General features: G+C 65.6%; 24 protein-coding genes. 16 read left to right on the top strand and 8 right to left on the bottom strand.

Annotated elements, in window-relative coordinates:
• Positions 1–5: 5 nt before the first annotated feature.
• On the top strand, positions 6–1,304 hold the full coding sequence (glcF, locus tag MUU56_RS14150) for a glycolate oxidase subunit GlcF (protein ID WP_244767922.1): 1,299 nt from the start codon (positions 6–8) through the stop codon (positions 1,302–1,304).
• A 293-nt stretch (positions 1,305–1,597) separates the two neighbouring features.
• Here glcF and MUU56_RS14145 read toward each other — a convergent pair whose 3' ends face one another.
• Positions 1,598–2,305, bottom strand: coding sequence for a L,D-transpeptidase (locus MUU56_RS14145; RefSeq protein WP_244767921.1), 708 nt, complete (start codon positions 2,303–2,305; stop codon positions 1,598–1,600).
• A gap of 131 nt (positions 2,306–2,436) precedes the next feature.
• Positions 2,437–3,177, bottom strand: coding sequence for a L,D-transpeptidase (locus tag MUU56_RS14140; RefSeq protein WP_244767920.1), 741 nt, complete (start codon positions 3,175–3,177; stop codon positions 2,437–2,439).
• Positions 3,178–3,400: 223 nt separating this feature from the next.
• Here MUU56_RS14140 and MUU56_RS14135 point away from each other — a divergent pair, with 223 nt between their 5' ends.
• Positions 3,401–4,027 carry a DNA-3-methyladenine glycosylase I gene (locus MUU56_RS14135; protein WP_244767919.1) on the top strand — a complete coding sequence of 209 codons (627 nt, stop codon included), beginning with the start codon at positions 3,401–3,403 and terminating at the stop codon, positions 4,025–4,027.
• Positions 4,028–4,185: 158 nt separating this feature from the next.
• The gene (locus tag MUU56_RS14130; protein WP_244767918.1) at positions 4,186–4,404 is read left to right on the top strand and encodes a hypothetical protein; all 219 of its coding nucleotides are present in this window, start codon (positions 4,186–4,188) and stop codon (positions 4,402–4,404) included.
• Positions 4,405–4,474: 70 nt separating this feature from the next.
• Here the strand turns inward: MUU56_RS14130 and copM are convergent, their stop codons facing one another.
• Together copM and MUU56_RS14120 are read right to left on the bottom strand one after the other, a co-directional pair.
• Positions 4,475–4,852 carry a CopM family metallochaperone gene (gene copM, locus MUU56_RS14125; protein ID WP_244767917.1) on the bottom strand — a complete coding sequence of 126 codons (378 nt, stop codon included), beginning with the start codon at positions 4,850–4,852 and terminating at the stop codon, positions 4,475–4,477.
• Positions 4,853–4,913: 61 nt separating this feature from the next.
• A complete protein-coding gene (locus MUU56_RS14120; RefSeq protein ID WP_244767916.1) occupies positions 4,914–5,234 on the bottom strand; it encodes a hypothetical protein in 321 nt (106 codons plus the stop codon).
• Between the two features lie 352 nt (positions 5,235–5,586).
• On the opposite strand from MUU56_RS14120, the gene hisS reads away from it, so the two are divergent.
• The 7 genes from hisS (at position 5,587) to MUU56_RS14085 (ending at position 14,772) form a co-directional block, all read left to right on the top strand.
• Positions 5,587–7,110: a histidine--tRNA ligase gene (gene hisS, locus MUU56_RS14115; RefSeq protein ID WP_244767915.1), complete on the top strand. Its 1,524-nt coding sequence runs from the start codon at positions 5,587–5,589 to the stop codon at positions 7,108–7,110.
• A gap of 205 nt (positions 7,111–7,315) precedes the next feature.
• Positions 7,316–8,449 (top strand): ATP phosphoribosyltransferase regulatory subunit, encoded by a 1,134-nt coding sequence (locus MUU56_RS14110; RefSeq protein ID WP_244767914.1) that lies wholly within the window; start codon positions 7,316–7,318, stop codon positions 8,447–8,449.
• On the top strand, positions 8,446–9,141 hold the full coding sequence (hisG, locus tag MUU56_RS14105) for an ATP phosphoribosyltransferase (RefSeq protein WP_244767913.1): 696 nt from the start codon (positions 8,446–8,448) through the stop codon (positions 9,139–9,141). The genes MUU56_RS14110 and hisG overlap by 4 nt, the downstream gene beginning before the upstream one ends.
• A 1-nt stretch (position 9,142) precedes the next feature.
• Entirely contained in the window at positions 9,143–9,694 is a 552-nt protein-coding gene (locus MUU56_RS14100) for a class I SAM-dependent methyltransferase (protein WP_244767912.1), read from the top strand.
• 75 nt (positions 9,695–9,769) lie between these two features.
• Entirely contained in the window at positions 9,770–10,477 is a 708-nt protein-coding gene (locus tag MUU56_RS14095) for a glutathione S-transferase C-terminal domain-containing protein (protein ID WP_244767911.1), read from the top strand.
• Between the two features lie 93 nt (positions 10,478–10,570).
• Positions 10,571–11,788 carry an NAD(P)/FAD-dependent oxidoreductase gene (locus MUU56_RS14090; RefSeq protein ID WP_244768115.1) on the top strand — a complete coding sequence of 406 codons (1,218 nt, stop codon included), beginning with the start codon at positions 10,571–10,573 and terminating at the stop codon, positions 11,786–11,788.
• 185 nt (positions 11,789–11,973) lie between these two features.
• Positions 11,974–14,772 (top strand): bifunctional diguanylate cyclase/phosphodiesterase, encoded by a 2,799-nt coding sequence (locus tag MUU56_RS14085; protein ID WP_244767910.1) that lies wholly within the window; start codon positions 11,974–11,976, stop codon positions 14,770–14,772.
• A 200-nt stretch (positions 14,773–14,972) separates the two neighbouring features.
• On the opposite strand, the gene MUU56_RS14080 is transcribed toward MUU56_RS14085, so the two are convergent.
• The 3 genes from MUU56_RS14080 to groES all read right to left on the bottom strand — a co-directional run bounded on the left by MUU56_RS14080 (position 14,973) and on the right by groES (position 18,005).
• On the bottom strand, positions 14,973–15,419 hold the full coding sequence (locus MUU56_RS14080) for a hypothetical protein (RefSeq protein WP_244767909.1): 447 nt from the start codon (positions 15,417–15,419) through the stop codon (positions 14,973–14,975).
• Between the two features lie 595 nt (positions 15,420–16,014).
• Entirely contained in the window at positions 16,015–17,655 is a 1,641-nt protein-coding gene (gene groL, locus MUU56_RS14075) for a chaperonin GroEL (RefSeq protein ID WP_244767908.1), read from the bottom strand.
• A 53-nt stretch (positions 17,656–17,708) separates the two neighbouring features.
• Positions 17,709–18,005 (bottom strand): co-chaperone GroES, encoded by a 297-nt coding sequence (gene groES, locus MUU56_RS14070; protein ID WP_119254427.1) that lies wholly within the window; start codon positions 18,003–18,005, stop codon positions 17,709–17,711.
• A 319-nt stretch (positions 18,006–18,324) separates the two neighbouring features.
• On the opposite strand from groES, the gene MUU56_RS14065 reads away from it, so the two are divergent.
• From MUU56_RS14065 to MUU56_RS14040, 6 genes are all read left to right on the top strand, one after another.
• A complete protein-coding gene (locus MUU56_RS14065) occupies positions 18,325–19,173 on the top strand; it encodes a TIGR01459 family HAD-type hydrolase (protein ID WP_244767907.1) in 849 nt (282 codons plus the stop codon).
• A 14-nt stretch (positions 19,174–19,187) separates the two neighbouring features.
• Positions 19,188–20,168, top strand: coding sequence for a bifunctional riboflavin kinase/FAD synthetase (locus tag MUU56_RS14060; RefSeq protein WP_244767906.1), 981 nt, complete (start codon positions 19,188–19,190; stop codon positions 20,166–20,168).
• A 32-nt stretch (positions 20,169–20,200) separates the two neighbouring features.
• The gene (locus MUU56_RS14055; protein ID WP_244767905.1) at positions 20,201–20,461 is read left to right on the top strand and encodes a hypothetical protein; all 261 of its coding nucleotides are present in this window, start codon (positions 20,201–20,203) and stop codon (positions 20,459–20,461) included.
• A gap of 125 nt (positions 20,462–20,586) precedes the next feature.
• A complete protein-coding gene (ileS, locus tag MUU56_RS14050) occupies positions 20,587–23,478 on the top strand; it encodes an isoleucine--tRNA ligase (RefSeq protein WP_244767904.1) in 2,892 nt (963 codons plus the stop codon).
• Between the two features lie 169 nt (positions 23,479–23,647).
• Positions 23,648–24,262, top strand: coding sequence for a hypothetical protein (locus MUU56_RS14045; protein WP_244767903.1), 615 nt, complete (start codon positions 23,648–23,650; stop codon positions 24,260–24,262).
• A 4-nt stretch (positions 24,263–24,266) separates the two neighbouring features.
• Positions 24,267–24,752, top strand: coding sequence for a GNAT family N-acetyltransferase (locus tag MUU56_RS14040; RefSeq protein WP_244767902.1), 486 nt, complete (start codon positions 24,267–24,269; stop codon positions 24,750–24,752).
• A 55-nt stretch (positions 24,753–24,807) separates the two neighbouring features.
• On the opposite strand, the gene MUU56_RS14035 is transcribed toward MUU56_RS14040, so the two are convergent.
• A complete protein-coding gene (locus tag MUU56_RS14035; RefSeq protein ID WP_244767901.1) occupies positions 24,808–25,251 on the bottom strand; it encodes a nucleoside deaminase in 444 nt (147 codons plus the stop codon).
• Positions 25,252–25,270: the final 19 nt, after the last annotated feature.

The raw sequence follows: 25,270 nt of genomic DNA, 5'->3' as shown, positions 1-25,270 counted from the left end.
CGCTGATGCAGACCAACTTCACTCCCGAGCAGCTTGCCGATCCGCATGTCGCGACATCGGAGAAGATTCTCCGCAAATGCGTGCATTGCGGCTTCTGCACCGCCACCTGTCCCACCTATGTGACGCTGGGCAACGAGCTCGACAGCCCGCGCGGCCGCATCTACCTCATCAAGGACATGCTGGAGAACGGCCGGCCGGCGGATGCGGAGGTGGTGACCCATATCGACCGCTGCCTCTCCTGCCTCTCCTGCACGACGACCTGTCCCTCCGGCGTCGACTACATGCATCTCGTCGACCATGCCCGCATGCATATCGAGGCGACCTACAGGCGCCCGTTCTGGAACCGGCTGACGCGGGGCGTCCTCGCGGCCGTGCTGCCCTATCCGGGCCGCTTCCGCCTGGCGCTGAAGGCGGCCGCGCTCGGCCGGCCCTTTGCCGGCCTGCTCAAGCGCTTCAAGCCGCTCGAACCCTTCGGCGCCATGCTGGACCTTGCGCCTCGCTCCCTGCCGAAGGCCGCGGGCGAGGCGGGGCCGGGCACGTATCCGGCCGCCGGTCCGCGCCGCGGGCGGGTTGCGATCCTCACCGGCTGCGCCCAGCCGGTGCTGAAGCCGGAGATCAACGCGGCGACGATCCGCCTCCTCACCCGCCTCGGCGTCGAGGTCGTGGCGCCGGCGGGCGAGGTCTGCTGCGGCTCGCTCGTCCATCATATGGGCCGCGAGGCGCAGGCGCTGGAGGCGGCGCGGCGCAATGTCGACGTCTGGCTCGGCGAGATCGAGAAGGACGGGCTCGACGCGATCATCATCACCGCCTCGGGCTGCGGCACGACGATCAAGGACTACGGCTTCATGCTGCGCCTCGACCCGGCCTATGCGGAGAAGGCCGCGCGGGTCTCCGCCCTTGCCAAGGACATTACCGAATATCTTACGACACTCGACCTGCCGCAACAGGAGGCGAGGGGGCTCACGGTCGCCTACCACTCGGCCTGTTCCATGCAGCACGGCCAGAAGATCACCATCGCGCCGAAGGTGCTCTTGAAGAAGGCGGGCTTTGCGGTGCGCGATCCGGCGGAAGGGCACCTGTGCTGCGGTTCGGCCGGCACCTACAACATCCTCCAGCCGGAGATTTCCGGCAAGCTGAAGGCGCGCAAGGTCAGGAACATTGAGGCGACCAAGCCGGACATCATCGCCACCGGCAATATCGGCTGCATCACCCAGATCGCGACGGGCACGGCCATCCCGATCCTGCACACGGTGGAACTCATCGACTGGGCCTATGGCGGAACGAAGCCGGCCGTGCTTTCCTGAGGCTGTCACGCGCGGAACAGCCGCTTCGCCCCCGGATTGCCAGAGCATTTCCAACCGAAGCGACTTCGCTTCGGTGTCGGATAATGCAGAAAAAACAAGAATCTAGAGCATTTCCGGTTTATCGTCATCCTCGGGCTTGACCCGAGGATCCACGCGCCACGGCGTGGCTTTGCTTTGTGGCATGGGTCCTCGGGTCGAGCCCGAGGATGACGGAAGAGAGGTTGGAGCAAGGTCTCCCGCCAAATGACGCCGGCGCAAGGCCGGCGTCCGGGCGATCTGCGGCGGGTGGTTGATCAGCCGCCGAAGCCGAAGAGGTTGCCGAAGAAGTCGACACCCTTGTCGTTGTAGCTCACGCTGCCCTGGCGGTTGCCGGGGCCGACGACGATGACCTTGGTGCCGATGTCGGCGCGGGCATAGAGATGCTCCACGTCCTTGTTCATCATGCGGATGCAGCCCGACGACATGTTCTGGCCGATCGTCCAGGGCTGGTTCGTGCCGTGGATGCGGAAGATCGTATCGCGGCCGCCCTTGAAGAGGTAGAGCGCGCGCGCGCCGAGCGGGTTGTCCTCGCCGCCGGCCTGGGTGACGGGCAGGATGCGGCCCTTCTTGGCCTCGCGGCGGCGCATCTCGGCCGGCGGCGTCCAGCTCGGCCATTCGGCCTTGCGGCCGACCTTCACCACGCCCGACCAGCCGAAGCCGTCGCGGCCGACGCCGATGCCGTAGCGTGTCGCCTTGTTGTTGCCCTCGACATAGTAGAGATACTTGTTGTTCGTATCGACGATGACGGTGCCCGGCGCCTGGTCGGTGACGAAGCGCACCTTGGTGCGCTTGTACTTCGCCGCGACCTGCTTCTTGCTCGGCTGGGCGACGAGCGTCACGTCGGAGGCCGTCTCGACCCGGTCGCCCGTGCGGGCCGCGGGGAAGGCATTCGCCGACGAGACCGGCATGATCGCCGTGGCCGCGACGGTCGCGGCCAGCAAGATCGATGCGTATTTCCGCATGGTATAGTCCCTCTCAATCCTCAATTCTGCGAGGCTAGCCGACTCTCGACCGATTTCAAGCCGGCTTGCGGACAGTAAGACGATTGTGAAGGCGGATTTCTTCGGGGCCTTGTGGCGCCAAGACCACAAAATCAGATCACGATGACCTTCGTGCCCACCTTCACGCGCTCGTAGAGGTCGACGACATCTTCGTTGCGCATGCGGATGCAGCCGGAGGAAACCGCATAGCCGATCGTCCAGGGCGCGTTGGTGCCGTGGATGCGGTAGAGCGTCGAGCCGAGATACATGGCGCGCGAGCCGAGCGGGTTTTCCGGCCCGCCTTCCATGAAGGCCGGCAGGTAATGGCCCTTGGCGGCCTCGCGGGCGATCATCTCCTTCGGCGGCGTCCAGCTCGGCCATTCGGCCTTGCGGGTGATCGTGTGGGCGCCGGCCCATTCGAAGCCCGGCTTGCCGACGCCGACGCCGTAGCGCCGCGCCTTGCCGTCCTTCAGGACGAGGTAGAGGAAGCGGTTGTTGGTGTCGATGACGATGGTGCCGGGCTTGTGCCCGCTTTCATAGTCGACGAGCTGCGGCAGGTACATCGGGTCGAACTTCGACTTGACCGGATTGCGCGCCGTGCCGGTCGCCGAGACCTGCTGCACGCGGGCCGCGCCCTCGCGGCGCAGGACGCGGCGCTGCTGCACCTTCTGGCGCTGGATGATGCGGCGGGTGTTGACGGCGGGCTGCACGCCCTCGCCGGTGAGCTGCATCAGCCAGGGCGCGGTAAGGTCGGGGCTGACGATGACCGGCGGTCGGCTCATGTAGCGCTCGCTCGCATGTGCCGCGGTGGTCGTGCACAGAAGGGTCGTTGCCAGGAGAACTCGTATCAACATCGGACGTACTCGCTACTGATCGTCACCGGGATGCGCCGCGAAACTCTGAAAATTCGGCGCGGGTTCGGCGGGAATGCTTGCACCCTGCGATGAAGCGAATGGTAAACGGACGTTCATTCGATATCGACGATGCCGATAAAGCTTTGGGTAGGGTTATTGCCGGCTTTCCAAATGTGGTTGATGAGTGGTAAAGCGGAACAAAAAGGAAACGGAGGGCGCGGTCATGGCAAAGGGACTTCTGGAAGGCGACGACGGACGGGTGCGGTGCGCCTGGCACGGCAATCTCGACGACTACCGCCGCTACCATGATGCGGAATGGGGCCATCCCGTCGTCAGCGACCACCGCCTCTTCGAGAAGATCTGCCTCGAAGGCTTCCAGTCGGGCCTGTCCTGGCTCACCATCCTGCGCAAGCGCGAGGGCTTCCGCGCCGCCTTCGCCGGCTTCGATTTCGACAAGGTCGCCGGCTTCGGCGACGACGACATCGTCCGCTGCCTTGCCGATCCCGGCATCGTGCGCCATCGCGGCAAGATCGTCTCGACGATCAACAATGCCCGCCGGGCGCAGGCGCTGCGCGACGAGTTCGGCACGCTCGCCCGCTACTTCTGGAGCTTCGAGCCGGGCCCGGACGAGCGGCCGGCGCGGGTCGACTGGGAGACGATCGTCGCCAACCCGACGACGCCCACCTCCGTCCGGCTTTCCAAGGACCTGAAGAAGCGCGGCTGGACCTTCGTCGGCCCCACCACCGTCTATGCCTTCATGCAGGCCATGGGCCTCGTCAACGACCATGTGGAAGGATGCTTTTGCCGCGCCGAAGTCGAAGAGAAGAGAAATCGGCTCGAACGGCCATAATTCGCGTCTTGCCGCCACAAATACAGCTTTGATTCTACAACGAATCATGTAGCTTAAGGTTGAGCGGCAAAATCATACATCGCAAGTTCTGGGGTCGGCGTACGCGTGCGTGGTCGTGAAGCGCCGCTTTGTGCTGAATGATTTGGCATGGGGGACAAATGGCGGCGAGCACACCTGCAATGGACGATTCTCGACTTGAAGGCTGGGCCTGTGACAAGGCGCAGGAGATCATGCTCCGGGAGGGCTTTCGCCTGATCCGGTCGGCAAGAAGCGGCAGCAACACCGAAATTCGCGAAACGACGCTGCTGATGGCCCGCGCCATCGCGGCCTCGCTGGTCGAGGCGTCGGCGGTCCACCGCAATCCGGCGGCCGAATAAGCGCAGATGAATGGGGATGTGCAGAGGCCCGCCGGCGTTCCGGCGGGCCTCTGCTGTTCTGCCGGCCGGTCTACTTGGCGTTCTTCGCCAGCCAGTCTTCCATCATCCGGATCTCGCCCTCCTGGGCGGTGATGATGTCCTCGGCGAGCTTGCGAAGGCTTTCGTCCTTGCCGTATTGCAGCTCGATCTTCGCCATGTCGATAGCCCCTTGGTGATGGGCGATCATGCCGCGCACGAAGTCTTCGTCGGCATTGCCGGTGAAGTCGATGGCCATGCCTTCATGCATTTTCGTGTTGGCCGCGATGAAGGCCTCGGTGGAGGGGCTTTGTCCGGCCGGCGTCTCCATCGCCATGCCCTGATGGGCGGAATGGTCGGCCTCCTGGGCTGTTGCCGGCAGGGTGACGGCGAGCGCGAGGGCTGCGCCGAGAAACAGGGTCTTTGCGTTCATTGTCTTTTCCAGTTCTGAAGGGTGTCGATAGCCGGGCGCGGGGCGTCCGGATAGGCGGGCGTCAGGACCGGGGAGGCGGATCGAGCGGCCGGTGGGCGAGGCCGGCAAGCTGCGGCACGACGGCGGACAACCGGTCCGAAACACCGACCGTGCGCGCCGCCGGCTCGAGGCGCACGGCCTCTATGGCGAAGCAGGCGGAACAGGCAAGCGGATGGGCGGCGCGCTTCGACGTGTCGTGGTCGCCGCCGGCCTCGTCGCTGCCCGACGTGTGCATGGCATGCAGGCCGGAAGGCTGCGCGCCATGCAGCGCCGCCGCGGCCACCGGCACCCAGCCGGAGAGCGCGGCGCCCAGAATGGCGAAGACGAAGAGGATCTGCCTCATGCGCCAACAGATAGGCGGCCCGCGAGCAAAAGGAAAGGGCCGGTCGGGAACGTCCGGCCCTTCCGCGTCCATTTGCTTGGCCGGCGCGCCACCGCGAGCGTGCCCCGGATCGGACCGCCGGCCGTCTCTGGCTGGCCGGGCGGGCGATCCTGGCGAAGCGGAAGGTCGCGTTGCCGCCGCCGCCTCTCCCAGCGCCTGCGCCGCCGCGGCATCCATGGCTTGCGCCGTCGTCGTGCGCGGTTGGGCCATGCTGTCGCCCCGGCCGGGATACCGGGGCGCTTCCGCCCTTGCCGCTGCCCGTCCAATCCGCTAGGGAAACCGCAACGGAAATACAGGAATTTCGGGTATCCCGATGAGCGAAAAGCAGAAAAAACCGCAGAAGCTGAAGGCCCGCCTGCCGCGCGGCTTCGTCGACCGTGACGCCGCGGACATCCGCGCCCTCACCGAAATGACCGCGAAGATCCGTGCGGTCTACGAGCACTACGGCTTCGACCCGGTCGAAACCCCGCTTTTCGAATATACCGACGCGCTCGGCAAGTTCCTGCCGGACAGCGACCGCCCGAACGAGGGCGTCTTCTCGTTGCAGGACGACGACGATCAGTGGATGAGCCTGCGCTACGACCTGACGGCGCCGCTTGCCCGCCATGTCGCGGAGAATTTCAACGAGATCCAGCTGCCCTACCGCACCTACCGCGCCGGATACGTCTTCCGCAACGAGAAGCCGGGCCCGGGCCGCTTCCGCCAGTTCATGCAGTTCGATGCCGATACGGTGGGCGCGGCCGGCGTTCAGGCGGACGCCGAAATGTGCATGATGTTCGCCGATACGATGGAAGCCCTCGGCATCGCCCGCGGCGACTACGTCATCCGCGTCAACAACCGCAAGGTTCTGGACGGCATGCTGGAGGTCGTCGGCCTTGGCGGCGAGGAGAATACGGCGCGCCGGCTGAATGCCCTGCGCGCGCTCGACAAGTTCGACAAGTTCGGCATTCCAGGCGTCCGCGAGCTTCTCGGCGCGGGGCGCAAGGACGAAAGCGGCGATTTCACCAAGGGCGTCGGCCTCGATCCCGCCGGCATCGAGCTGCTGGTCGGCGTGCTCGACACCTCGTCCTTCGGCGACAATCTGGAGACCGTCGCTTCGCTCGACCGTCGCTTCGGGCAGAACGAGCGTGCCCGTGAAGGCGTGCAGGAACTCGAGCAGATCGCGAAACTCGTCGCCAGCGCGGGCTATGATGCCGGCCGCATCAAGGTCGATCCCTCCTGCGTGCGCGGTCTCGAATATTACACCGGCCCGGTCTTCGAGGCCGAGCTGCAGTTCGCCGTCACCAACGAGAAGGGCGAGAAGGTCGTCTTCGGCTCCGTCGGCGGCGGCGGCCGTTATGACGGCCTCGTTTCCCGCTTCATGGGCCAGCCCGTGCCGGCCACCGGCTTTTCCATCGGCGTCTCGCGCCTGATGACGGCGCTGAAGAATCTCGGCAAGCTCGGCCAGGACGAGGTCGTCGCCCCCGTGCTCGTCACGGTCATGGACGGCGACATCGAGAGCATGGGCCGCTACCAGCGTTTCACGCAGGAGCTGCGCGCCGCCGGCATCCGCGCCGAAATGTACCAGGGCAACTGGAAGAAGTTCGGCAATCAGCTCAAATATGCCGACCGCCGCGGCGCCCCCGTCGCGATCATCCAGGGCGGCGACGAGCGCGCCGAAGGCCTCGTGCAGATCAAGGACCTGATCGAGGGCAAGCGCCTTTCCGGCGAGATCGAGGACAACATCGCCTGGCGCGAGGCCCGCGTGGCGCAGGTCTCCGTGCCGGAGGCCGAACTCGTCGCCAGGGTTCGCGAAATCCTCGACGCCCAGGCCGAAGACCGGGCGCGGGCCGGCTGACGGCGATGAGCGCGCGGTTCCACCCCCCTCTGGCCTGCCGGCCATCTCCCCCACAGGGGGGGAGATCAAATTGTTGCACCGTTTCGCCCATCTCTAACGCTTCACTTTGGGCAATGCCGATATGGCCAGCCGATCTCCCCCCTTGTGGGGGAGATGGCCGGCAGGCCAGAGGGGGGTGTGCCTCCCCACGACCGGAGGTGTTTCCATGCCTCTAGTCAACCTCCCCGCTTTCGCGCCCGATCTCATCGCCGATCTCGAACGTCTCGGTACGGAGCGTGTCGACACGCCGGTCATCCAGCCGGCCGAACCCTTTCTCGACATGGCGGGCGAGGACCTGCGCCGGCGCATCTTCCTGACGGAGAGCGAGACCGGCAAGAGCCTGTGCCTCCGGCCCGAATTCACCATTCCCGTCTGCCTGCGCCATATCGAGACGGCGACGGGCACGCCCAAGCGCTACGCCTATCTCGGCGAGGTGTTCCGCCAGCGCCGCGAGGGCTCGAACGAGTTCTACCAGGCCGGCATCGAGGATCTCGGCGAGCCGGACGTCGCAAGGGCCGATGCGCGCGCCGTGCGTGACGCGCTGACCGTCTTGAAGAATCGCCTGCCGGGCGTGGCCTTCTCCGTGGTGCTCGGCGACCAGTCGGTCTTCGAAGCCGTGGTGGCGGCCTGTGGTCTTCCCGCCGGCTGGCAGAAGCGGCTCGTCCATGCCTTCGGCAACCAGGCGCAGCTGCAGCGGCTGATGGACGACCTCTCCAATCCGGCGCGCGACGGCGTCTTCGGCCCGGAGGTCGACCGCCTCGCCATTCTCGGCAAGCTCGACGACGAGGCGACGCTGATCGCCCATATCGACGCGACGATGGAGGCAACCGGCTATTCCACCAATGCCAGCCGCAGCCCGGCCGATATCGCCCGGCGCCTGCGCGAGAAGATGGAACTGGCCAACACGCGGCTCGATGCCCGCACGCTGGCGCTCCTCAGGGAGTTCCTGGCGCTGGAGCTGAGCCTTGCCGAGGCGCCCGGGGCGCTCGCCGCCTTCGCCGGAAAGGCCGGCCTTTCGCTCGGCGCGGCGCTCGCGCGCTTCGAAAGCCGCGTCGCGGCGCTAAGCGCGACGGGCGTCGATCCGGCGACGATCACCTATCGCGCCGCCTTCGGCCGCCCGCTCGATTATTATACCGGCCTCGTCTTCGAGATCGCGCCGGCCGGGGAGAGCCTGGTGCTTGCCGGCGGCGGCCGCTTCGACCGGCTCTTGACCCTGCTCGGTGCGAGGGAGCGCATTCCGGCCGTCGGCTTCTCGCTCTGGCTCGACCGTATCGCGGGCGTGAAGGGAGCTGCCGCATGACCATCACCATCGGCCTTCCCTCCAAGGGGCGCATGAAGGAGGACAGCTCCGCCGTGCTCGCCCGCGCCGGTTTCTCCGTCGTCGCCGTCGGCAACGACCGCTCCTATCGTGGCCGCGTCGAGGGGCGCGACGACATCGAGATCGCCTTCCTCTCGGCCTCCGAGATCTCCCGCGAGATCGCCAACGGCACCGTCGATTTTGGCGTGACCGGCGAGGACCTGGTGCGCGAGGGGCTGGCGGAGGCGGATGCCCGCGTCGAATTCTGCGCCCGCCTCGGCTTCGGCCATGCGGATGTCGTCGTCGCCGTGCCGGAAATCTGGCTGGATGTCGACACGATGGCCGATCTCGGCGACGTCGCCCAGGATTTCCGCGCCCGCCACGGCCGGCGGCTCACCATCGCCACGAAATACTGGCGCCTCACGCAGCAGTTCTTCTCCGGCAACCACGGCATCCAGCTCTACCGCATCGTCGAGAGCCTCGGGGCGACCGAGGGTGCGCCGGCCTCGGGCTCGGCCGACATCATCGTCGACATCACCTCGACCGGCTCGACGCTGACGGCCAACCACCTGAAGATCCTCTCGGACGGCGTCATCCTCAAGTCCGAGGCCTGCCTCGTGCGCGCCCGCAAGGAAGAACATGAGGGCGATCCCGTCGTCGCCGAGATCGTCCAGGCGGTGCGCAAAGCGCTCTGAGATGGACGAGGCGGACCGCATTGCCGGCCTTTACGAGCGCCATGCGGACGCCTTCGACCGTATCCGCGGCCGCGATCTCTCCGAGAAGCCATGGCTCGACCGCTTCACCGCGCCGCTGGCCGCGAGCCTCATCACACGCGGCTTTGCCGTCACGGGCGTCGATGCATCGCAAACGCTGGTCGGCCTCTGCCGAGCGCGCCATCCCGCCCATGACTGGTACGTCGCCGACATGCGCGGCTTTGCCCCTGGCAAGACCTTCGCCGGCATTCTGGCCTGGCACAGCTTCTTCCACCTGACGCCGCAGGACCAGCGGGCGATGTTTCCCCGTTTTGCTGCCATGGCCGCACCGGGCGCGATGCTGCTGTTCACGTCGGGCCCATCGCAGGGTGTCGTCGTCGGCACCTTCCAGGGCGAGCCGCTCTACCATGCCAGCCTCGGCGGTGCGGAGTACCGGGAGCTTCTGGCGGCAAACGGCTTTGCCGTCGTGGAGCACCGGCGGGAGGATCCGGATTGTGGCGGCGCGACGGTCTGGCTGGCGCGGAAATCCGGATGATTCACCGCCAGGCTCCTGCTTGCGGGCAGGCGATACGGCTCCTATATCCTTGATCTAACTCAGAAGGAGCCCGCCTTGTCCGACCTTTCCGCCTTCCCCGTCACCAAGAAGTGGCCCGCCAGGAACCCCGATATCATCCAGCTCTATTCGCTGCCGACGCCGAACGGCGTGAAGGTGTCGATCGCGCTGGAGGAGCTCGGCCTGCCCTATGAGGCGCACCGGATCGAGTTCGGGCCCGAGGGCGTCAAGTCGCCGGACTTCATCTCGCTGAACCCGAACGGCCGCATTCCCGCGATCATCGATCCGGACGGCCCGGACGGCAAGCCGATCGGCCTCTTCGAATCGGGCGCGATCCTCGTCTATCTCGCCGAAAAGACCGGCAAGCTGATCCCGGCCGATGCCGCCGGGCGCTACGAGACGCTCGCCTGGGTCATGTTCCAGATGAGCGGCGTCGGGCCGATGTTCGGCCAGTTCGGCCATTTCTACAAGTTCGCCGCCGACAAGGTGGCCAACAATCCCTATCCTGCCGAGCGTTACCGCGACGAAGCCAAGCGCCTGCTCTCGATCCTCGAAGACCGCCTGAAGGACCGCCGGTGGATCATGGGCGACGAATACACCATCGCGGACATCACGACCTTCCCGTGGATCCGCGGCGCGGATGTCTTCTATGGCGGTCGCGAGGCGCTGGACTATGCAGGCTTCCCGGCCGTGATGGCCTGGCTGGAGCGCTGCCTTGCGCGCCCGGCGGCGATAAAGGGCCTCGAAATCCCCGCCAAGCCCTGACGCAAACGAAAAATCCGGCGGCGCGGCGATGAGTTGACGCCGCCGGTTCCGGCGCGCTACCTCTCGGAAAACAAGGACGGGACGGACGACATCGTGACGGGAAGACTGGTTGTTGCGGGCGGCGGTCAGGCCGCCTTTGCCCTGGTTGCCAAATTGCGCGCGCTGAAGGACGAGCGGCCGATCACCATCATCGCCGCCGAGGCGAGCCATCCCTACCAGCGTCCGCCGCTCTCCAAGAAATACCTGCTCGGCGAGGCCGATCTCGGCCGGCTGATGTTCCGCCCGGAAAGCTGGTATGCGGACAACAATGTCGAGATCCGCCTCTCGACCGAAGTCACCGCCATCGACCGCGCCGCAAGGACGGTGACGCTCAGCGACGGCTCGACGCTGCACTACGGCGTTCTGGCGCTCGCCACCGGCGCGACGCCGCGCCGCCTGCCGGCCGAGATCGGCGGCGACCTCGACGGCGTCTTCACCGTGCGCGACTACCGCGATGCCGATCGCCTCGGCCTCGAAATGCAGGAGGGCCGCCGGGCGCTCGTCGTCGGCGGCGGCTATATCGGCCTCGAAGCGGCGGCGGTCGCGCGGGGCAGGGGGCTGCATGTCACGGTCATCGAGATGGCCGACCGCATCCTTGCCCGCGTCGCCTCGCCCGCGACCGCCACGATCCTCAAGGCGATCCACACGGCGCGCGGCGTCGATGTGCGGGAAAAGACCGGCCTCGTCCGGCTCCTCGGCGAAAACGGCCGCGTCACCGGCGCGGAACTTTCCGACGGCTTCGTGCTGCCCGTCGACGTGGTGATCGCCGGCATCGGCGTTGCGGCGAACGACAGGCTTGCGCGCGATGCCGGGCTGGAGGTCGCAAACGGCATCGTCGTCGATGCCCATGCCCGCACCTCCGACCCGGCGATCTTCGCCATGGGCGACTGCGCGGTGCTGCCTTTCGAAGGCAACCGCGTGCGGCTCGAATCCGTGCAGAATGCCGTCGACCAGGCGGAGGCCGCCGCCGCGGTCATCGCCGGCGGCGATCTGCCCTACGAGCCGAAACCCTGGTTCTGGTCCGACCAGTATGACGTCAAGCTGCAGATCGCCGGCTTCTGCATGGGGTTCGACGATACCTTCGTGCGCCCCGGCGCGCGCGAGGGCAGCGTCTCCGTCTGGTACTTCCGCGCGGGCAGGCTGATCGCCGTCGACGCGGTCAACGATGCCAAGGCCTATGTGGTCGGCAAGAAGCTGATCGAGATGGGCCGCACGCCCGAGCGCGCCGCCCTGGAGGACCCCGCGACGGACCTCAAGGCCCTGACGCTCTGAGCGTGGTGATGCGCACAAGTTGAGCGGAATTTTTGTTACGGATTGGAACAGTTGTACTGTTTTGACTTTTGTTAAGTATGAACCGATGTAGGGTCTGGCGGCCCGGTATCGCCATATCTGAATTCACTCATTTTTTAGGGTTGTCCGGCTGAGTGGGGCCATCTCATTCCCACCGGTGACCTTTCATGCTCCGCATTCTGACCTGCCTGACCGTCGAGCACGACCTCCGTCTCGTCCTGCTCGCAGCCCTCATCTGCTTCCTGTCCTGTTATGTTGCGGTGACGCTGACGCAAAGGGCGCAGGCTGCCAAGGGCATGGCGCGCAATCTCTGGCTCGGGGCGGCCGGCACGTCGAGCGGCTTCGGCATCTGGGCAACGCATTTCATCGCCATGCTGGCCTACGACCCCGGCGTCGTCATGGGCTTCGGCATGGAGCTGACGCTGGTCTCGCTCGGTGTCGCGATCGTCGTGACGACGATCGGCCTTGCCATCGCCACCTATGTTCCCGGCAGGAGCGCGGCCGTCGCCGGCGGCCTGCTGCTCGGTGCCGGCGTCACCTCCATGCACTATATCGGCATGGCGGCGCTGGAAGTGCCGGGCACCCTCCATTGGGACCTCGCCTATGTGACGGCTTCGGTCGTTTGCGCCGGGCTCTTCGGGGCGCTTGCGCTGGTCTTCTGCATGCGCCCGCAGGCGCTGCTTCGCGACCGGGCGCTCGCCACCGTGCTGATGGCGCTCGGCGTCGTGTCGCTGCATTTCACCGCCATGGCGGCGGTGACGCTCACGCCCGGCCTGGTGCCGGTAAGCGACGACACGATCTTGTCCGTGGGCCTGATGGCGCCGCTGATCGCCGTCGTCGCCTTCTCGCTGCTCTTCACGGGCCTGACGGCGGCCGTCTTCGCGCGGCAGGCCGAGCTTGCGGCAAACGAGAGCATGCGCCAGTTCGCCATGCTGGTGCAGGGCGTCAAGGACTATGCCATCTACATGCTCGATCCGGACGGCCGCGTGGCCAACTGGAACGGCGGCGCCGAGCGCAACAAGGGCTACAAGGCGCACGAGATCGTCGGCCAGCATTTCTCGCGTTTCTACAGCGAGGAGGACCGCGCCGCCGGCGTGCCGGAGCAGGCGCTGGCGATCGCGCGGGAGGAAGGCAAATACGAGAACGAGGGCTGGCGCTATCGCAAGGACGGTTCGCGCTTCTGGGCGAACGTGGTGATGGACGCCATCTACGACACGGGCGGCACGCTTGTCGGCTATGCCAAGATCACCAAGGACGTGACGAAGGAAAAGGCCGATGCCGACCGTCTCGCCGAGGTGACGAAGAACCTTGACCTGGCGCTGGAAAACATGTCGCAGGGCCTCTGCCTGTTCGACAAGGACGAGCGCCTGCTGCTCGCCAACAAGCGCTACAGCGAGATCTTCGGCTTCCCGGAAGGCCGTATCCGCCCCGGCATGACGCTGCGCGAGATCGTCGACCAGGGCGTCGCCGACGTCTTCGTCGATCCCGAGGTCTGGCAGCCGCGGGCGCGCGACATGTATGCGCGCCGCCGCGCCGCCATCCAGGCCAATGACAGCGGCGTGATCGTCGAGAAGCTGGCAAGCGGCATTTCCGTGCAGCTGCGCTATCGCACACTGCCGGACGGCGCGTGGGTCGCCACCTATGAGGACGTGTCCGAGCGCCTGCGCTCGGAGGAGCAGATCTCCTTCCTCGCCCGCCATGACAGCCTGACGGGCCTGCCGAACCGCGCAAGCTTCAACAACCGTCTCGAAGCCGATCTCGATTCGGCGAAGCGCTTCGGCGGCAAGGTGGCGGCGATCGGCATCGACCTCGACAAGTTCAAGGAAATCAACGACACGCGCGGCCATGCCGCGGGCGACGAGGTGCTGATGACGCTTTCGAAGCGCATGCAGGCCTGCCTTGAGGCCGATGAGACGGTCGCCCGCTTCGGCGGCGACGAGTTCGCCGCGGCAAAGCGCTTCGAGGATGTGTCCGACCTCCACGATTTCATCCAGCGGCTGGAAGCCTGCCTCCACGAGGAAATCCGCATCGACGGCTACGATATCAAGCCGGGTGCCAGCCTCGGCGTGGCGATCTATCCGCAGGATGCCGACAATCTCGAGGCCCTGCTCAACAATGCCGACCTTGCCATGTATCGCGCCAAGGAAGCGCTGACCGAGCGGGTCTGCTTCTATGAGGTCTCGATGGACGAGGCCGCCCGCAGCCGCCGCCTCATCGCAAACGATCTGTGGCAGGCGGTGGAGCGCAACGAGCTCCAGCTCCATTACCAGGTGCAGAAGGCGGTCACCACCGGGGATACGATCGGTTACGAGGTGCTGCTGCGCTGGCACCATCCGATGCGCGGCACGATCCCGCCGGGCGAATTCATCCCGATCGCGGAAGAGTGCGGCGCCATCCTGCCGATCGGCGAATGGGTGCTGCGCGAGGCCTGCCGCGAGGCCGCGACCTGGGACAACGACCACAAGATCGCCGTCAACCTGTCGCCGGTGCAGCTCGGCAATGCCGACGTGGCCGACCTCGTGCACCGGGTGCTGCTGGATACGGGCCTCAGCCCGCACCGGCTGGAGCTGGAAATCACCGAATCGACCATCATCGGCGACAAGGAGCGGGCCCTCCAGACGCTCCGCCGCATCAAGGTCTTCGGCGTCACCATCGCCATCGACGATTTCGGCACGGGCTATTCCTCGCTGGAAACCCTGCGCGCCTTCCCCTTCGACAAGATCAAGCTCGATCGCAGCTTCATGAGCGAGGTGGAGGCGAGCCCCGAGGCGAAGGCCATCATCCGCGCCATCCTGGCGCTCGGCCAGACGCTGCGCGTGCCGGTTCTGGCGGAAGGCGTGGAGACGCGCAGCCAGCTCGACATCCTGCTGGACGAGGGGTGCGACGAGGCCCAGGGCTACTTCCTCGGCCGTCCGGTGCCGGTGGAGCGCATCCGCATGGGGCCTGAGGCGAGCGAGGCGGCGTGAGGCTTGGCAGCACCCCCCTCTGGCCTGCCGGCCATCTCCCCCTCAAGGGGGGGAGATCGGATGGAGAACCGCCTCGCCCATCACAAACGCTGCGGAAAAGGCAATGCCCTGCGTCTTGCTGATCTCCCCCCTTGAGGGGGAGATGGCCGGCAGGCCAGAGGGGGGTAGGCGTCCGTCGCAAACGGGGTCGCTGCCAACCCCTACTGCCGCTTGAAGCGGCGGCCGGCGAGGTCGATCTGGAAACGGGGGAAGATGAAGACGCCGATGATGGAGCCGGCATACTTCTCCTCCAGGCCCGTCGATTCCCCGACGCAGAACACCGGCTGGCGCGGTGCGCCGTCGAGATGGATGGTCGTTGAGAAGCAGAAGGATGACGAGGACGCGGCCGCCTGCTCGAAGAGTTCCAGCACGCGCGTGCGGTCGAGCGGCTCGTAGCAGCGGATGAGGTTCAGGAGGCCGCAGGTGCGCTGCGGCAGGCCATGCGCCAGCGCCGCCTTGTCGCCCAGCATGAAGAGTCCGTTGGAAAGATCGCCGGTCCAGCGCTCCGTCACGCAATATTGCGTGAGCAGTTCGTTGTCTGTTTCGTCGAACCCCATCGAGCCCGGCAGAAAGGGCGACGAGAGATCAGTCTTGATTATCTTGAACACCTACGACCTCAGGCAGTTGCTCGAATTTAGCCGACATGTCCCGCCCTTGACGGCGCAAGACATGCTAAAAAGCAGTCCCGGCTGACAACCATCGAAGCCCGCCGAACCACTTTCTTATGTACTGAACTGCATCCGGCTCCGTCTGTGCTATCGGATCGGACGTACGCGCGAAGACCGCCGCTGACCTTCATGCAGGTCTTCCGGCGGTTTCTTTCCAGTGCTTGGGGACATCCGGCTGCACGATAAATCGACTGTAGTCCCGTCGAGTTTCAGCGGCTGAATCCCCCGTGAATCTTTAAAGTTCACTTGGAGCGTCTTTATAGTTGGTTTTTTGATGCCATCAACGGCTTTTTGATAATTATTGTACAATTGGAAAAATTCTTTTCACGGCAACGATACAGATGCCGCCCGCCGTTCAAACGCAAAAGGGGCGGCCCGAAGACCGCCCCTTCCGAATTGAACCGGATGGCTCAGATGTGCAGGCTTGCGCCTGTCACATCATGTCCATGCCGCCAGTTCAGCGCGCTTGACGCGCTGAACCAACTTTAGTGCATGGGCGAAGCTTGATGGTCACGCTGCGATAGGCTTGCGCCTATCACATCATGTCCATGCCGCCCATGCCGCCCATGCCGCCAGGCATGCCGGCCGGAGCGTCCTTCTTCGGCAGCTCGGCGATCATGGCTTCCGTCGTGATCAGCAGCGAGGCAACCGAGGCGGCGTTCTGAAGCGCCGTGCGGACGACCTTGACCGGGTCGACGATGCCGAGCGAGATCAGGTCGCCGTATTCGCCGGTCTGGGCGTTGTAGCCGTAGTTGTCTTCGTTCTTGTCGAGGATCTTGCCGACGACGATCGAAGCTTCGTCACCTGCATTTTCCGCGATCTGGCGAACGAGGGCCTGGAGAGCCTTGCGCACGATGTTGATGCCGGCTTCCTGGTCGTCGTTCTCGCCCTTGGAGGCGATCTTGACGGAGGAACGCAGCAGGGCAACGCCGCCGCCCGGTACGATGCCTTCCTGAACGGCAGCGCGCGTCGCGTTGAGGGCGTCGTCGATGCGGTCCTTCTTTTCCTTCACTTCGACTTCCGTCGAGCCGCCGACGCGGATGACGGCAACGCCGCCGGCGAGCTTGGCAAGGCGTTCCTGCAGCTTCTCGCGGTCGTAGTCGGAGGTGGTTTCCTCGATCTGGGCCTTGATCTGCGCGACGCGGCCTTCGATTTCGGCCTTCTGGCCGGCACCGTCGACGATCGTCGTGTTTTCCTTGGAGATCGAGACCTTCTTGGCCTTGCCGAGCATGTCGAGCGTGACGTTCTCGAGCTTGATGCCGAGGTCTTCGGAGATGACCGTGCCGCCCGTCAGGATGGCGATGTCTTCCAGCATGGCCTTGCGGCGGTCGCCGAAGCCCGGAGCCTTGACGGCAGCGATCTTGAGGCCGCCACGCAGCTTGTTGACGACGAGGGTCGCGAGGGCTTCGCCTTCGACATCTTCAGCGACGATGACCAGCGGCTTGCCGGTCTGGACGACGGCTTCGAGCACCGGCAGCATGGCCTGGAGGTTCGAGAGCTTCTTCTCGTGCAGGAGAATGTAAGCGTCTTCGAGGTCTGCGACCATCTTTTCCGGGTTGGTCACGAAGTAGGGCGACAGGTAGCCGCGGTCGAACTGCATGCCTTCGACGACTTCGAGTTCCGTCTCGGCGGTCTTGGCTTCTTCAACCGTGATGACGCCTTCGTTGCCGACCTTCTGCATGGCTTCGGCAATGTCGAGGCCGACCTGCTTGTCGCCGTTCGCGGAGATCGTGCCGACCTGGGCGACTTCTTCCGAGGTGTTGATCTTCTTGGCCTTGGCCTGAAGATCCTTGACGACTTCGGCGACGGCGAGGTCGATGCCGCGCTTCAGGTCCATCGGGTTCATGCCGGCGGCAACGGCCTTGTGGCCTTCGCGAACGATGGCCTGAGCAAGAACGGTCGCGGTCGTCGTGCCGTCGCCGGCGATGTCGTTGGTCTTGGAAGCGACTTCACGGACGAGCTGGGCGCCCATGTTCTCGAACTTGTCGTCCAGTTCGATTTCCTTGGCGACGGAAACGCCGTCCTTGGTGATGCGCGGAGCGCCGAAGGACTTGTCGATGACGACGTTGCGGCCCTTCGGGCCGAGGGTTACCTTCACGGCGTCTGCGAGGACGTCGACGCCACGCAGCATCTTTTCGCGCGCGGTGCGGCCGAATTTGACTTCTTTGGCTGCCATTGTGAGAACTCCTGAAGAGGTGTCAGCTGAATTGGGAAAGGATTAGCGGCGGATCAGCCGATGATGCCCATGATGTCGGCTTCCTTCATGATCAGAAGGTCTTCGCCGTCGAGCTTGACTTCGGTGCCCGACCACTTGCCGAACAGGACGCGGTCGCCGGCCTTGACGTCGAGCGCGACGACCTTGCCGCTTTCATCGCGGGCGCCGGAGCCGACGGCGACGACTTCGCCTTCCTGCGGCTTTTCCTTGGCGGTGTCCGGAATGATGATGCCGCCCTTGGTCTTGGCTTCGGATTCGACGCGACGAACGACGACGCGATCATGAAGCGGGCGGAAGGTGGTGCTTGCCATTGTCTTATCCCTCGATCAAATGACATTGCGGATCGCGAGATGGATCCGGTGGATTGATGTTAGCACTCGTCTTTCGTGAGTGCTAGCGATGCCGAGATAGGCGGCTGGGCGTTTGGAGTCAAGAACGGCGCCTGCAAAATTTTTCGCCCGGTATGGTTACCGCAGCCGCCAGATGGGAGCGTCATCGCACGCCATCAAGACGGCGCGGTGAATTTTCATCCGTTTGCCCGCCGATGGGGCAAAAATGTGCGGAGAGGCTTGTTTTCTTGCCGTCGCTTTGCAATGTCAGCCGGGCTCGATCTCGACACGGGAATCCCTGATGGCTCACCGCATCCAATCCTTCCGCGACATCACGCAGCATTATGACGTGGTCCTTTGCGACGTCTGGGGCGTCCTGCACAATGGCGTCGAAGCCTTCTCCCATGCTTCCGAAGCGCTCGCCGCCGCCCGCGTGGCCGGGCTGACAGTCGTGCTGATCACCAATTCCCCGCGCCCGCATCCGGGTGTGAAAGTGCAGATCCGCGGCCTTGGCGTGACGGATGACGCCTACGACCGGATCGTCACGTCCGGCGACGTCACCCGCGCGCTGATCGCCGGGGGGCCGAAGAACATCTACTTCATCGGCGCCGAAAAGGACCTGCCGCTGCTCGACGGCCTCGGCGTCGAGCCGGTCGGGCTGGAGGAGGCCGGCATCGTCGTCTGCGCGGGCCTGCGCAGCGACGAGACGGAAACCGTCGAGGATTATCGCGCCGAGTTGACGGCGCTCGCGGCGCGGGAACTGCCCTTCATCTGCGCCAATCCCGACCTCGTCGTCGAGCGCGGCCACAAGCTCATTCCCTGTGCCGGCGCGATCGCCAAGCTCTATGAGGAACTGGGCGGAGCCACCCGGATCGCCGGCAAGCCGCACCGCCCGATCTACGAGAAATCGATCGCCGAGGCGCGCGAGGTGCGCGGCGATTTCGACCTCTCGCGGGTGATCGCCATCGGCGACGGCATGCCGACGGACGTGCGCGGCGCGGAGGCCTTCGGCCTCGACGTGCTGTATATTTCGGGTGGCATCCACGCGCAGGACTATGTCGAGGGCGGTCGCACGGACGAGGCGAAGCTGGAGGCCTTCCTGAAACGCGAGGGCGCCCACCCGAAATGGTGGATGCCCCGGTTGCAGTGACGGAGACGGTCGTCATGACGGTGTTTCACAGGAACGAGACGAGGGAGCCGCTGCCGAAGCACCTGCGCGGCGGCGTCGTCGCCATCGGCAATTTCGACGGCGTGCATCGCGGCCACCAGGCCGTTCTGCAGCGGGCGCTCGATATCGCCGCCGAGCGCGGCATTCCCGCCCTGGTGCTGACCTTCGAGCCGCATCCGCGCACGGTCTTCCGGCCCGAGCGCCCGGTCTTCCGCCTGACGCCGGCGCCGCTGAAGGCCCGCATTCTTGAAGGCATGGGTTTTTCCGCCGTCATCGAATACCCGTTCGACCGCAGCTTCTCCGAAATCTCCGCGCACGATTTCATCCGCACCGTCCTGATGGACTGGCTGCACGCGTCCGAGGTCGTCACCGGCTTCGATTTCCACTTCGGCAAGGGCAGGGAAGGCGGGCCGGCCTTCCTGATGGCCGCCGGCCAGGAAAACGGTTTTGGCGTCACGCTGGTCGATGCCTTCCGCGACGAGAACGCCTCGGTCATCTCCTCCAGCTTCATCCGCGCCCTGCTCGGCGAAGGCGCGGTTGCGGAAGCCGCCGGCCAGCTCGGCTACCGCTACACGGTGGAGGCCGAGGTCATCGACGGCAAGAAGCTCGGCCGCACGCTCGGCTATCCGACCGCCAACATGCAGCTTCCGCCGGAAGTGGAACTGCGCAGCGGCATCTACGCCGTGCGCTTCCGCCGGCCCGACGGAAGCCTCCACGACGGCGTCGCCAGCTACGGCCGCCGCCCGACGGTCGATGCGGACGGCGCGCCGCTGCTCGAAACCTTCCTCTTCGATTTCTCCGGCGACCTCTACGGCGAGGTCTGCGCCGTCTCCTTCTTCGGCCACCTGCGCGACGAACTGAAGTTCGACGGCCTCGATGCGCTCGTCGTGCAGATGAAGCGCGACGAGGAGGAGGCACGGGCGCTGCTCTCCGGTGTTTCGCCGCTTGGAGACATCGATCGGCGGCTCTGTTTCTGATCGCAAGCGACGGCATTACCGTCGGCAATTTGTTGACGAATCTTGCCCCATTCTCCTTCGTCATCCTCGGGCTTGACCCGAGGATCCATTTTTTTCAACGGCTTATGGATCCTCGGGTCAAGCCCGAGGATGACGAAGGAGAGGTCTGGCAGTCTTTGTCAGCGTCCCGCCGCGGCTTTGCCGCTCGTCATGTCTTTTCAAACCGCCCAAAACGCCGTAAGACCGCGCGCATGATGCTCGACCGGCTGACCATCGATCTGCGAATTAGTGGCCCGGCCTTCCGCGCGCTCTGAGCGAGGCCGGAAGGTCCGGGATTTCGGGCGTTTCGAAAGCGCCCCCGCCGTCAGTGCCCATTGCATGACCTGACACCTTCCCCGCATGCGCGAAAGATGCGCGCGACGAGACGATAGCCATACCCATGACCGATACGCCCGAAAAAGTCGATTATTCCTCCACCCTCTACCTGCCGCAGACGGATTTCCCGATGCGCGCCGGCCTGCCGCAGAAGGAGCCGGAAACGGTGGCCCGCTGGCAGAAGATGGGTCTCTACAAGAAGCTGCGCGCCTCCGCGGCCGGCCGCGAAAAATTCGTGCTGCACGACGGCCCGCCCTATGCCAACGGCAACATCCATATCGGCCACGCGCTGAACAAGATCCTCAAGGACGTCATCAACCGCTCGTTCCAGATGCGCGGCTATGACGCCAACTACGTGCCCGGCTGGGACTGCCACGGCCTTCCGATCGAATGGAAGATCGAGGAGAAGTACCGCGAGAAGGGCAAGAACAAGGACGAGGTGCCGGTCAACGAATTCCGCAGGGAATGCCGCGACTTCGCCACCGGCTGGATCAAGATCCAGTCGGACGAGTTCAAGCGCCTCGGCATCGAGGGCGACTTCGACAATCCCTACACGACGATGAATTTCCACGCCGAGGCCCGCATCGCCGGCGAACTGCTGAAGATCGCGAAATCCGGCCAGCTCTACCGCGGCTCCAAGCCCGTCATGTGGTCGGTCGTCGAGCGCACGGCGCTGGCGGAGGCCGAGGTGGAATATGCCGACGTCGAGAGCGACATGATCTGGGTGAAGTTCCCGATCGTGGAAGGCACCGCCGACCTTCAGGGCAACTATGTCGTCATCTGGACGACCACGCCCTGGACGATCCCCGGCAACCGCGCCATCGCCTTCTCCTCGCGCTATCCCTACGGCCTGTTCGAAGTCGAAAGCGCGCAGAACGATTTCGGCCCGCAGCCCGGCGAGAAGCTGATCTTCGCGACGCGCCTTGCCGATGAGGCGGCCGCGAAGGCGAAGCTCACCTTCAGGTTCGTGCGCGATATCGAGCCGGCCGAACTCGCCGCGCTCACCTGCGCCCATCCGCTGAAGGACCTCGGCTACACGTTCCCGGTCCCGCTGCTCGATGGCGACCACGTCACCGACGACGCCGGCACCGGCTTCGTGCATACGGCACCCAGCCACGGCCGCGAGGACTTCGATGCCTGGACCGCCAAGGCCCGGGAACTCGAAGCGCGCGGTATCTCCTCGAAAATCCCGTTCCCGGTCGACGACGCCGGCTTCTACACCGCAGACGCCCCCGGCTTCGAGGGCGCGCGCGTCATGGACGACAACGGCAAGAAGGGCGATGCCAACGAGCGCGTCATCAAGGCGCTCATCGCCGCCAACACCCTGTTCGCCCGGGGCCGCCTGAAGCATTCCTACCCGCATTCCTGGCGCTCCAAGAAACCGGTGATCTTCCGCAACACGCCGCAATGGTTCGTCTACATGGACAAGGAACTCGGCGACGGCACGACGCTGCGCTCGCGTTCGCTCGCGGCGATCGACGACACCCGCTTCGTGCCCGCCACCGGCCAGAACCGCCTGCGCGCCATGATCGAGAGCCGCCCGGACTGGGTGCTGTCGCGCCAGCGCGCCTGGGGCGTGCCGATCGCCGTCTTCGCAGACGAGAACGGCGAGGTCCTGGTCGACGACGCCGTCAATGCCCGCATCATCGAGGCCTTCGAGAAGGAGGGCGCCGACGCCTGGTTCGCCGAGGGCGCCAAGGAGCGCTTCCTCGGCAATGACCATGATCTGGCCAGGTGGACGCAGGTCATGGACATTCTCGACGTCTGGTTCGATTCGGGCTCGACGCACACCTTCACGCTCGAGGACCGCCCGGACCTGAAATGGCCGGCCGACGTCTATCTCGAAGGCTCCGACCAGCACCGCGGCTGGTTCCACTCCTCGCTGCTCGAAAGCTGCGCGACACGCGGCCGCGCGCCCTATAATGCCGTCATCACCCATGGCTTCACCATGGACGAGAAGGGCGAGAAGATGTCGAAGTCCAAGGGCAACGTCGTCTCGCCGCAGGACGTGATGAAGGAATCGGGCGCCGACATCCTGCGCCTCTGGGTGATGACGACGGACTACTGGGAAGACCAGCGCCTCGGCAAGACGATCATCCAGACCAACATCGACGCCTACCGCAAGCTGCGCAACACGGTGCGCTGGATGCTGGGCACGCTGGCGCACGACACGGGCGAGGAGATCGCCCATGCCGATATGCCGGAGCTGGAACGGCTGATGCTGCACCGGCTGTCGGAACTCGACGCGCTCGTGCGCGAGGGCTATGACGCGTTCGATTTCAAGAAGATCGCCCGCGCGCTGATCGACTTCTCCAACGTAGAGCTCTCGGCCTTCTACTTCGACGTCCGCAAGGATGCGCTCTACTGCGATGCCCCGTCCTCGCTGAAGCGCCGCGCGGCGCTCTGCGTCATCCGCAAGCTGTTCGAATGCCTCGTCACCTGGCTTGCCCCCATGCTGCCCTTCACGATGGAAGAGGCCTGGCTGTCGCTGAGGCCCGATGCCGTCTCGGTGCATCTCGAGCAGTTCCCGGCGGTCCCGGCCGAATGGCGCGACGATGCGCTCGAAGCCAAGTGGGAGAAGATCCGCGCTGTGCGCTCGGTCGTCACCGGCGCGCTGGAGATCGAGCGCCGCGAGAAGCGCATCGGTGCTTCGCTGGAGGCTGCCCCGGTCGTCTCGATCGCCGATCCGGAGCTGCTTGCCGCCCTCGAAGGCCAGGATTTCGCGGAGATCTGCATCACCTCGGCCATCAGCGTGGTTGCCGGCGAAGGCCCGGCCGAGGCCTTCCGCCTGGCCGACGTCGCCAAGGTCGCCGTCGAGCCGAAGCTGGCGGAAGGCCGCAAATGCGCCCGATCCTGGCGCATCACGACGGATGTCGGCAGCGATCCGGACTACCCGGACGTTTCGGCCCGCGATGCGGCGGCGCTGCGCGAGATCGGCTTCCGCCGCGCGGCATAAACGCCTCGGCTCTGTTGACGGCCGGCGCTTTCCGGCCGTCAATCTTCCCGGGTGAATTGCGCTTGCCGCCGTCATCCGGTAATGCTGCCTGAAAATGGTCGGATTTTTCCGCCATGGGACGGCGGCCGTGCCTGGGCCTTGGGCCGCCGGCCTTGCTGGAAGGGTATTCATGGGAATGACGCGAAATATTCGGGTGCGCACCGGCCTGGTCGGTCTCTTGGGCGCAAGCTTCGTTCTGACCGGCTGCATGGGGCCGACCTACGGCACGGGCAAGAGCACCGGCGAGCAGCTGGTGGAGGACCTCGGCAACGCCGCCATGTTCCGCCGCAGCAACGAAGAGGCGAAGAATATCCGTTACCAGCCCCGCGGCGGCCTAGTCGTGCCGAAGGACGCGGGCGCGCTCAGCGAGCCGCAGCAGTCCGTCGCCAACAAGGACAATCCGGCGTGGGTCGAGAGCCCGGAGGACATGCGCGAGCGCCTGCGCGCCGAGGCGGATGAAAACAGCTCGAACATCAACTACCGCTCGCCGCTCGCCTCGCAGGGCACGACGACCCGCAAGCTGTCCGCTTCCGAGCAGACGGCCGCCTACCGTGAGGCACGCCGCCTGCAGATGGGGGCCTATGCCGACAAGCGCCGCTACCTGAGCGATCCGCCGCTGGATTACCGCCGCCTTCCCGAGGAGGCCCAGGCCGATCTCGGCGAGCCGGAGCGTGTCAAGGAGCGCCGCCGCAAGAAGGAAGCCAAGGCGGCCAAGCAGAGCGGTTCCTCCTGGTGGCCGTTCTAAGTCCGTGACGGACTATCGCATTCGGGCGGCGTCGGCGGGCGATGCCGCGACCATCCTGCGTTTCATCCGCGAACTTGCCGATTATGAAAACGCCCTCGACGAGGTCGCCGCGACGGAAGAGACCGTCGCCGCCTCGCTGTTCGGCGAGGGGTCCGTCACCCGTGCGGTGATCTGCGAGACGGAGGAGGGCGAGCCGGCCGGTTCCGCCGTCTTCTTCAAGACCTATTCGACCTGGCAGGCGAAGAACGGGCTCTACCTCGAGGACCTCTACGTGACGCCCGCCCATCGCGGCGCCGGCGTCGGCAGGATGCTGCTGCGCCATCTCGCCCGCATCGCGGTGGAGGAGGGCTGCGGGCGTTTCGAATGGAGCGTGCTCGACTGGAACGCGCCGGCCATCCGCGTCTACGAGGCACTCGGCGCCGAACCGCAGTCGGAATGGATCCGCTATCGCCTCGACGGCGACAAGCTGGAGAAGTTCGCGGCCGGATGAGATATGGAGCGTTTTCGCAATTCTCAGGAAAAGCGGAAATGCTCCAAAAGCCCGGTCAGCGCCGCTCGGCAAAAAAATCCTTCAGGATCGCCGCCGCTTCCAGGCCGCCGATGCCGGAATAGACGTCCGGCGCGTGATGGCAGGTCGGCTGGGCGAAGAAGCGCACGCCATTGTCCACCGCGCCGCCCTTCGGATCTTCCGCGCCATAGTAGAGCCGGCGGATACGGGCGAAGGAAATGGCGGCGGCGCAGAGCGTGCAGGGCTCCAGCGTCACGTAGAGGTCGGCGCCGGCGAGGCGTTCCTGCCCGAGCTTGCCGGCGGCCGCGCGGATGACGGCGACCTCGGCATGGGCGGTCACGTCGTTCTCCGCCCGCGTGCGGTTGCCGGCGCGCGCGATGACCGCGCCGTCCATCACCAGCACCGCCCCGACCGGCACCTCGCCCCGCGCGCCGGCGGCGCGGGCTTCCTCAAGCGCGATCTCCATGAAGCGATTTGTCATGAGCGGCACGAATTCCTCT

Origin of the sequence: Shinella yambaruensis (assembly GCF_022899355.1) — a bacterium.
GTDB lineage: Bacteria > Pseudomonadota > Alphaproteobacteria > Rhizobiales > Rhizobiaceae > Shinella > Shinella yambaruensis.
Note: the sequence above shows the minus strand (reverse complement) of the source record. Positions and strands in the feature narration are given on the sequence as shown.

Excerpts from the sequence above, each read along its gene's own strand:
- glcF (WP_244767922.1), top strand. The coding sequence starts at position 6 with ATGCAGACCAACTTCACTCCCGAGCAGCTTGCCGATCCGCATGTCGCG.
- MUU56_RS14145 (WP_244767921.1), bottom strand. The coding sequence starts at position 2,305 with ATGCGGAAATACGCATCGATCTTGCTGGCCGCGACCGTCGCGGCCACG.
- MUU56_RS14140 (WP_244767920.1), bottom strand. The coding sequence starts at position 3,177 with ATGTTGATACGAGTTCTCCTGGCAACGACCCTTCTGTGCACGACCACC.
- MUU56_RS14135 (WP_244767919.1), top strand. The coding sequence starts at position 3,401 with ATGGCAAAGGGACTTCTGGAAGGCGACGACGGACGGGTGCGGTGCGCC.
- MUU56_RS14130 (WP_244767918.1), top strand. The coding sequence starts at position 4,186 with ATGGCGGCGAGCACACCTGCAATGGACGATTCTCGACTTGAAGGCTGG.
- copM (WP_244767917.1), bottom strand. The coding sequence starts at position 4,852 with ATGAACGCAAAGACCCTGTTTCTCGGCGCAGCCCTCGCGCTCGCCGTC.
- MUU56_RS14120 (WP_244767916.1), bottom strand. The coding sequence starts at position 5,234 with ATGAGGCAGATCCTCTTCGTCTTCGCCATTCTGGGCGCCGCGCTCTCC.
- hisS (WP_244767915.1), top strand. The coding sequence starts at position 5,587 with ATGAGCGAAAAGCAGAAAAAACCGCAGAAGCTGAAGGCCCGCCTGCCG.
- MUU56_RS14110 (WP_244767914.1), top strand. The coding sequence starts at position 7,316 with ATGCCTCTAGTCAACCTCCCCGCTTTCGCGCCCGATCTCATCGCCGAT.
- hisG (WP_244767913.1), top strand. The coding sequence starts at position 8,446 with ATGACCATCACCATCGGCCTTCCCTCCAAGGGGCGCATGAAGGAGGAC.
- MUU56_RS14100 (WP_244767912.1), top strand. The coding sequence starts at position 9,143 with ATGGACGAGGCGGACCGCATTGCCGGCCTTTACGAGCGCCATGCGGAC.
- MUU56_RS14085 (WP_244767910.1), top strand. The coding sequence starts at position 11,974 with ATGCTCCGCATTCTGACCTGCCTGACCGTCGAGCACGACCTCCGTCTC.
- groL (WP_244767908.1), bottom strand. The coding sequence starts at position 17,655 with ATGGCAGCCAAAGAAGTCAAATTCGGCCGCACCGCGCGCGAAAAGATG.
- groES (WP_119254427.1), bottom strand. The coding sequence starts at position 18,005 with ATGGCAAGCACCACCTTCCGCCCGCTTCATGATCGCGTCGTCGTTCGT.
- MUU56_RS14065 (WP_244767907.1), top strand. The coding sequence starts at position 18,325 with ATGGCTCACCGCATCCAATCCTTCCGCGACATCACGCAGCATTATGAC.
- MUU56_RS14060 (WP_244767906.1), top strand. The coding sequence starts at position 19,188 with ATGACGGTGTTTCACAGGAACGAGACGAGGGAGCCGCTGCCGAAGCAC.
- ileS (WP_244767904.1), top strand. The coding sequence starts at position 20,587 with ATGACCGATACGCCCGAAAAAGTCGATTATTCCTCCACCCTCTACCTG.
- MUU56_RS14045 (WP_244767903.1), top strand. The coding sequence starts at position 23,648 with ATGGGAATGACGCGAAATATTCGGGTGCGCACCGGCCTGGTCGGTCTC.
- MUU56_RS14035 (WP_244767901.1), bottom strand. The coding sequence starts at position 25,251 with ATGACAAATCGCTTCATGGAGATCGCGCTTGAGGAAGCCCGCGCCGCC.